Source organism: Parafilimonas sp., from assembly GCF_047606085.1.
Classification (GTDB): Bacteria; Bacteroidota; Bacteroidia; order Chitinophagales; family Chitinophagaceae; genus Parafilimonas.
The window spans coordinates 22,452-28,953 of record NZ_JASGEX010000029.1; the positions used below are offsets into that span (position 1 = coordinate 22,452).

The 6,502-nt window shown below is 35.9% G+C and carries 7 protein-coding genes; 2 read left to right on the forward strand and 5 right to left on the reverse strand.

All coding sequences use genetic code 11. The annotated features are described in order from the left end of the window. Positions 1-240 precede the first annotated feature (240 nt). Together rbfA and QM629_RS02720 are read left to right on the forward strand one after the other, a co-directional pair. Complete coding sequence (rbfA, locus tag QM629_RS02715; RefSeq protein ID WP_415156925.1) at positions 241-612, forward strand: 30S ribosome-binding factor RbfA; 372 nt, start codon at positions 241-243, stop codon at positions 610-612. A 56-nt stretch (positions 613-668) separates the two neighbouring features. Continuing rightward, positions 669-1,886 carry an FtsX-like permease family protein gene (locus QM629_RS02720; RefSeq protein WP_415156927.1) on the forward strand — a complete coding sequence of 406 codons (1,218 nt, stop codon included), beginning with the start codon at positions 669-671 and terminating at the stop codon, positions 1,884-1,886. A gap of 225 nt (positions 1,887-2,111) precedes the next feature. Here the strand turns inward: QM629_RS02720 and QM629_RS02725 are convergent, their stop codons facing one another. From QM629_RS02725 to QM629_RS02745, 5 genes are all read right to left on the reverse strand, one after another. After that, positions 2,112-3,266: an aminotransferase class V-fold PLP-dependent enzyme gene (locus QM629_RS02725; protein ID WP_415156929.1), complete on the reverse strand. Its 1,155-nt coding sequence runs from the start codon at positions 3,264-3,266 to the stop codon at positions 2,112-2,114. Between the two features lie 116 nt (positions 3,267-3,382). Next, positions 3,383-4,111, reverse strand: coding sequence for a LytR/AlgR family response regulator transcription factor (locus tag QM629_RS02730; RefSeq protein WP_415156931.1), 729 nt, complete (start codon positions 4,109-4,111; stop codon positions 3,383-3,385). Positions 4,112-4,114: 3 nt separating this feature from the next. Further along, a complete protein-coding gene (locus tag QM629_RS02735; protein ID WP_415156933.1) occupies positions 4,115-5,221 on the reverse strand; it encodes a sensor histidine kinase in 1,107 nt (368 codons plus the stop codon). Further along, the gene (locus QM629_RS02740; RefSeq protein ID WP_415156935.1) at positions 5,211-5,723 is read right to left on the reverse strand and encodes a hypothetical protein; all 513 of its coding nucleotides are present in this window, start codon (positions 5,721-5,723) and stop codon (positions 5,211-5,213) included. Before QM629_RS02740 ends, QM629_RS02735 begins: the two co-directional genes overlap by 11 nt. A 76-nt stretch (positions 5,724-5,799) precedes the next feature. Further along, the gene (locus QM629_RS02745) at positions 5,800-6,348 is read right to left on the reverse strand and encodes a hypothetical protein (RefSeq protein WP_415156937.1); all 549 of its coding nucleotides are present in this window, start codon (positions 6,346-6,348) and stop codon (positions 5,800-5,802) included. Positions 6,349-6,502: the final 154 nt, after the last annotated feature.

Below are 6,502 nucleotides of genomic sequence, written 5' to 3' on the forward strand. Positions count from 1 at the left end.
CATGCTCGGTTTCATCCGTAAATGTTTTGTTTCTAATGGCCGGACGGAACCTTTGATGACAAAAGTTTTCATTCCCCTGCGTGATATAAATGAAAATTTTTATCATGTCGGTTTCATCTATGCTAAATTGTCTGAACCAATGGGCAAAACTATAACTGTAAAGGCATTTGTTTTGTTATAAATTGATGGCACGCAGGCAAATAACTGATTTAGCGCTAATTTTACAGCAAAGGTAATAGTATGGAAGAAGGTAAAAGACAGAAACAGGTGGCTGCGGTTATTACAGAAGAATTGAATGATATTTTCAGAAGGCTGAACCTGAATATGATAAACGGCGGCATGGTTTCCATTTCATCAGTTAAGGTAACGCCCGACCTGCTGGAAACAAGGATATATGTAAGCATGTACCAGGTGAATGATGAAGCGGCCGCACTGAAAAAAATTGAACATAATGCATGGGAAATAAAGAAGGAACTGGCCAGCCGCGTAAAACACCAGTTGCGCCGCATTCCGGTTTTAAAGTTTTATCCTGATGATACGCTTGACCATGTTTTTAAAATGGAAGAATTGTTTAAGCAGATAAGTAAGCCCCCGGCCCCTGAGGGGGAGTAAAAACAATGATTAATAACATTCACATAATAAAATTTCCCCTTTAGGGGACAGGGGGTATGAACTTTCTCTTCGCCTGGCGTTACTTCAAATCAAAAAAATCTACCAATGCCATCAACATTATTGCGTGGATAAGCATGATTGCTATCATGGTGAGCACGGCAGCCTTAATAATTGTGCTTAGCGTGTTCAACGGATTTGAAGACCTTGTAAAAAACCTGTACGGCGATTTCTATGCCGATATAAAAATCACGCCCGGGCAGGGTAAATTTTTTACCGCTGATACGGCTTTTATACAAAAAGTAAAATCTGTAAACGGGGTTAATCAATTAAGCTTTACCGTTGAAGAAAAAGCAGTATTGGTAAATGGCGATTATCAAAGTATCGTTTTTTTAAAAGGCGTTGATAAAAATTATAACACGGTTAATAAGTTATCGCATTACATAACCGATGGCAAATATGAGCTTGGCACACCGGGTACGCCGGCCATTGTTTCCGGCTCAGGCATTGCCAATGCTGTTGGCGCTATTCCGGGCCTTGCGCAGCTGCCGCTTGTTATTTATTTGCCCAACCGCAAGGCCAATAATTTCAACAGCCTTAATGCCATGCATTCTTTTGAAGTAAAGCCGGCCGGCATTTTTTCCGTGCAGCAGGAATTTGATGACAAGTATGCTTTCACTAACCTTGCCTTTATACAATACATGCTTGATCTTAATGCCGATGAATACAGCAGCATTGAACTATCTGCTAAAAATCCTGATGAAACAAACGATATAAAAAAGCGGCTTCAAAAAAAATTAGGCGAACAATATATTATTAAAACAAGTTACGAGCAGAACCAAAGCCTGTTTACTGTAATGCAGATTGAAAAATGGGTGATCTATGGCATTCTTTCGTTAATACTGGTTGTAGCAGCTTTTAACATGATTGGTGCGCTAACGATGTTGGTATTGGAAAAAGAAAAGGACATAGCTGTGCTAAAGGCAATGGGCGCATCGGAAAAACGCATTCAAAATATTTTTTTAAGTGAAGGCTTTGTGCTTGCCGGCGCCGGTGGTTTTTTGGGTATGCTGATAGCCCTTATTATCTGCTTCATACAAATAAAATTTAAGCTGATTAAACTGGAAGGCGGCACATTCATTATTAATTACTATCCCGTAAAAATGACCGTCCCGGATTTTATATTGGTTACGCTTACTATAATGATCATTGCGGTGCTGGCTTCATGGATTCCCGCCAAAAAAGCAGCAGCGCAGTTTTATTCTTTGAAGAGCTGATGATTGATGAATGAACGCCGATTACTTAAACTTTAATTTCAGAATATACAATAATCAATGCTCAATATTCAATATCCATTTTACCAATGTTTTACAATTGAACATTGAATATTGTATTGTTCCTGACCGACTGATTCGGGCAGGCGGGAATATTGAGTATTGTATAAAATCAACAGTATTGTACAGTAGATCATGAATGCTTGCTATACAAACGCCTTAATGTATTTATACCAATCCTAACTCCGGCTGCTGCAAGGTTTCCTTTAAATACTCAAGTTCTTCCAGCGTATTATACACCTGGTAAGAAATGCGCAGGTAAGTTTCGCTGCCGCGCTGCATAACCGGTATTTCAATTTTGTATTTGTTGTATAGTGTTTCTTTTAGCTGAAAAGGATTTTCTGTTTGTATCGGTATGCTGCACATCTGCCCTAAAAATTCGTCAGACACCTTACACAAAGGCATTGTTTTAAGTATGTCGCAAAACACAGGATATTGCTCCAGTATCATTTTCCTGCATGCAGCCAGCCTTTCTTTCATATTATAATCATCAAAAAATTTCATGATGGCAGGTATTGTTAAATAAGAAGTGGCATCTCTTGTTCCCTGCATTTCATTTTCTTCCAGAAACTTTGATTTGGTTGGCAGGGCAGCTTCATAACCCCAGCTTATAATCAATGGCTCAATACTGTTTTGATAATCTTTATCAACATATAAAAAGGTGCAGCCTTTTGGGCTTAACAGCCATTTATGAACAGTGCCTGTATAAAAATCTGCTTTTAATTCTTTTATGTTTAAGGGTACATGGCCGGGCACGTGGGCGCCGTCAACAATAGTTATTAAACCTAATTCTTTGGCGCGGTCGCAAATTTCCCTTACCGGGAAAATAAGCGCTGTTGTGCTCGTGCAATGACTGATAAATATAGCTCTGGTCTTTTCATTATAACCTTTCCAGAAATCCTCAACAAATTGTTCTTTCGAAAGCAATGGCAACGAAATATTTTGCCTGCGGTTTACAAAGCCGTATTTCCTGGAATAGAAATCAAAGGTTTTATCCATGGCGCCATATTCATGGTTGGTTGTCAGCACCTCATCACCTTGTTTTAAGCCAAGGCTTTTTACAACCTGGTTAATGGCGGTTGTAGGATTTTGAAGAAAGAAAAAATCCTGCGCATCGCAATTAATATAAGCCGCCAGCTTCTGTTTTGAAACCGCCAGCGCATCATAATATTTTTTGGTAAGAAATTGAATTGGTTCAGCTTCCAAAGCCCGTTGCCACTGCTGGTAATTTTCAAATACAGGTTTTGGGCAGGCGCCAAAAGAACCGTGATTGAGAAAGGTTATTTCAGGATTAAGAAGAAATTGTTCCCTGATATTATTCATATTCATTTAAAATTTTGAGCGTTCAAATATCTGCCAATAAAAATAAGATGAGTAAAGAAAAAAGCAATGCCTGGCAGATAGAAAGATTATGAAAACAGGCTGTATTCAAGGCGTTATTATCGGGAGAATAATTTATCCTTAACCATGTTTAAAAACACTTCCCTATATGTTTTGCTTACCGGAATTTTTTCATTCTTGTTTTTAAGTATAACATAACTCTTTTCTATATGGGTAATTTTTGAATAGGCTATAATAAATGACTTATGAACTCTTATAAAATGATTGTGCGAAAGCCGTTCTTCTATATCTCTCATAGTTGAATATACCATTGTAATATGATTGCCGCAGTAAATAGCTACATAATTATTCTTTGCTTCTATATAATCAATTTCGTCTAAATTTATTCGTATCATCTTACCTTTTGTCTCTGCCTTTACAAAAATGTAATCGTTGGGTATGTCACCCTGAATAGTGCCAACACTATTGCTGCCATTGTCATTAACTTTAATTCTTCTAACTGCTTTTACAAAACGGTCGAAGGCAATAGGCTTCATTAAATAATCCAATGCGTTTAATTCATAGCTTTCAACGGCAAACTCGGAATATGCGGTACAAAATATTACTTGTACAGATGAATCAAGAATATTCATCACTTCTATTCCTGTCATTTCATCCATTTGTATATCGAGAAACACCACATCGGCTTTATTGTTTTTAATCAATTCAATGCCAGCAAGCGGATTTGTTGCAGTACCTGTCAGATGAAGATTATTAATTCTTTTAATGTAGTTTTTAAGCACATTAATAGCAGGCTGTTCATCATCTATTATAACACATTTAATCATGCGCTAACTCTTTACTGTTAGTTGAAAAATATAAGAATCATTTTCTCTATTTGCTTTCATATCATATTTGTCTTTGAATGCAACATCAAGGCGTTTACTTAAATTGGATATGCCGATATTGGAAGATGAAAACTGCATGCTGCTTTTTTTTATTTTGTTCCTGCAATAAAAATAAACTTCGCCGGGCTTTAATATTACTGTAATAGTTAAAGGATTTTCAGGGCCTTTTAAATCTCCATACTTATATGCGTTTTCAACAATGGTAATAAATGAGAATGGCGGCACCATTTGTCCGTTCAATTCGCCTTCTACACTATATGTTATGTTTTTACTTTTGCCAAAACGAAGGTTATTAATATCTATTAATGTTTGCAGATGTTCCAGCTCTTTTTGTACAGATACTTTCCAGCTTTCAAATTCAAGCGATTCTAATGAATACCTCATAATGTGAGACAGCTTTAAAATATTGTCTGCAAGTTCCGGTGAATAATTTAAAGCTTCGGAGAAAAGCGTATTTAATGTATTATGCAAAAAATGCGGATTGATTTGTGAGCGCAGGAAAGCATGCTCAAATTGGAGTTTCTCCTGCTGTGCTTTTAGTTCCTGTTGTTTCAGAATAGCATTTTCAAGTTCTTTTTTAGATTTTTCCTGCTGCAATAAATGCAGCGCCTGTTCTTTTTTAAAAGATTGCATTACATAAAAATAAAGCAGGGCAAAAGAAAAATAACGTACATAACTTAACAACGCTTCCTGTATAAATGACTTAAAATCTGTAGAAGTATAAACGACAATACCTACAGAAGGAAGCAGGAAATAAATATAGCCATAACCTATTGTCGCCATTACAATAAAAACAATGAAAAATGACGCAATACTCCACCACACTCCTTTTTCTTTATAGAAATTAAGACAATAGATGCTTATGTAAAATGTAATACAAAGCGGGAGCAAATAGAGCAGGGTACTTATTATTGTAACATTAGGCTTGGTAAGCAAGGTAACACTGAAGATAAATGATGCATAAATAAACCATGCAACTATATTCAGCAACACTATTTTTGCTTTTTTTCTTTGTATAAAAACCAACCTGTCCATTTTATTATGTGTCAATTAATACTTGATGTTTATATAATTCGTGCAATAAATTTACATCAATACAATTTTTATTCAGAGACTTAACCCTGGCTTCACTTAGTGTTGAATAAATATCGTCAGCTACCGGGTACGAAATATAATTGCTTTTGTTGAAAATATAATTACTTCTGTTTACCTTGAATAAACCAAAATGCACTGTGTTGAACCTTAATCTATCAACCGAAGACACGTTTGGCACACTGGTACCAATTGGCAAAGGGTTTATAATACGAACTACCTTATGCAGATAAAGCCATGCCTCCCATTGATGTGGGTAGCTTTTTATAAAAGGTGATGCAAGGTTATATAATTCCTGCATAAGCATTTTAGCAAATAGGTCTCTTTTTTTTGTTATATCAGGGTAGATCAGATTAAAAAAATGCAAAGTAATTTCTTCTAAAGAATTGCGATAGCATATAACAGGCAGAACAGGGACATTGGCAGCATGACATAGGAAACCAATACCTTTTCTGGCCATAATTTGCTGATTAAAAAAAGATATGCAACAACTGTTTTCATTTATGCTGGTTTGTGTTCCGGCCCCTGTATTGCCGTCAATATAAATAACCAAACTCTTGCCTTTTTTTTAGTTCTCTAAACATTTGCAGAGCAGAGTTTGAAGATTCTGCATCAATTAAATTAAAATTATCGGAGCTATCGTTATTACAAAATTGATTATATAATGTCTTAAACACAGAACCTTGATTACGCACAACTTTTTGAGCGGCAACCAATGAAAAAGGAATGCTATGCTTTGCCAGCAATAAATTTATTAACCGGTAAGAACCCAAATGAAAGGTACAAATTATAGTAGGCTTTGCTTTTAGTAACCGCATAGTTTGCGCGGTAAAGCCTTTTGTTATAACGTTACGGAGTACATGCGAAGTACCTTGTTCTAATATGCTTAACCGCTGGTGCAATAAAATATTTTTGAATATTGCTTCATGCCTGCTGTAATGAATTTGAGGGAGGTAATTTAATAACCCTGCGCTAACAATATGAAACTGCCTTGTAAGGTTATCATTTTCATAAATCTTCAAATCATTGCATTCCTTATTAAGCGCTGTTATTTGTTTTTTATACAAAGCCGATTTCTCTTTCATGTTGTATAGTGTGTAAACAAAAAGGAACCTAAGAAGCTGTCTAGAAATGAAATGTAAAAATACCCTTATGTGGATAAGTGGATAAAAAAGGCTGTGGCTTAATGGAGGAAAGTCGTTTTAAAAGATTCACCAAAAAATTTTAAAATGACAAATT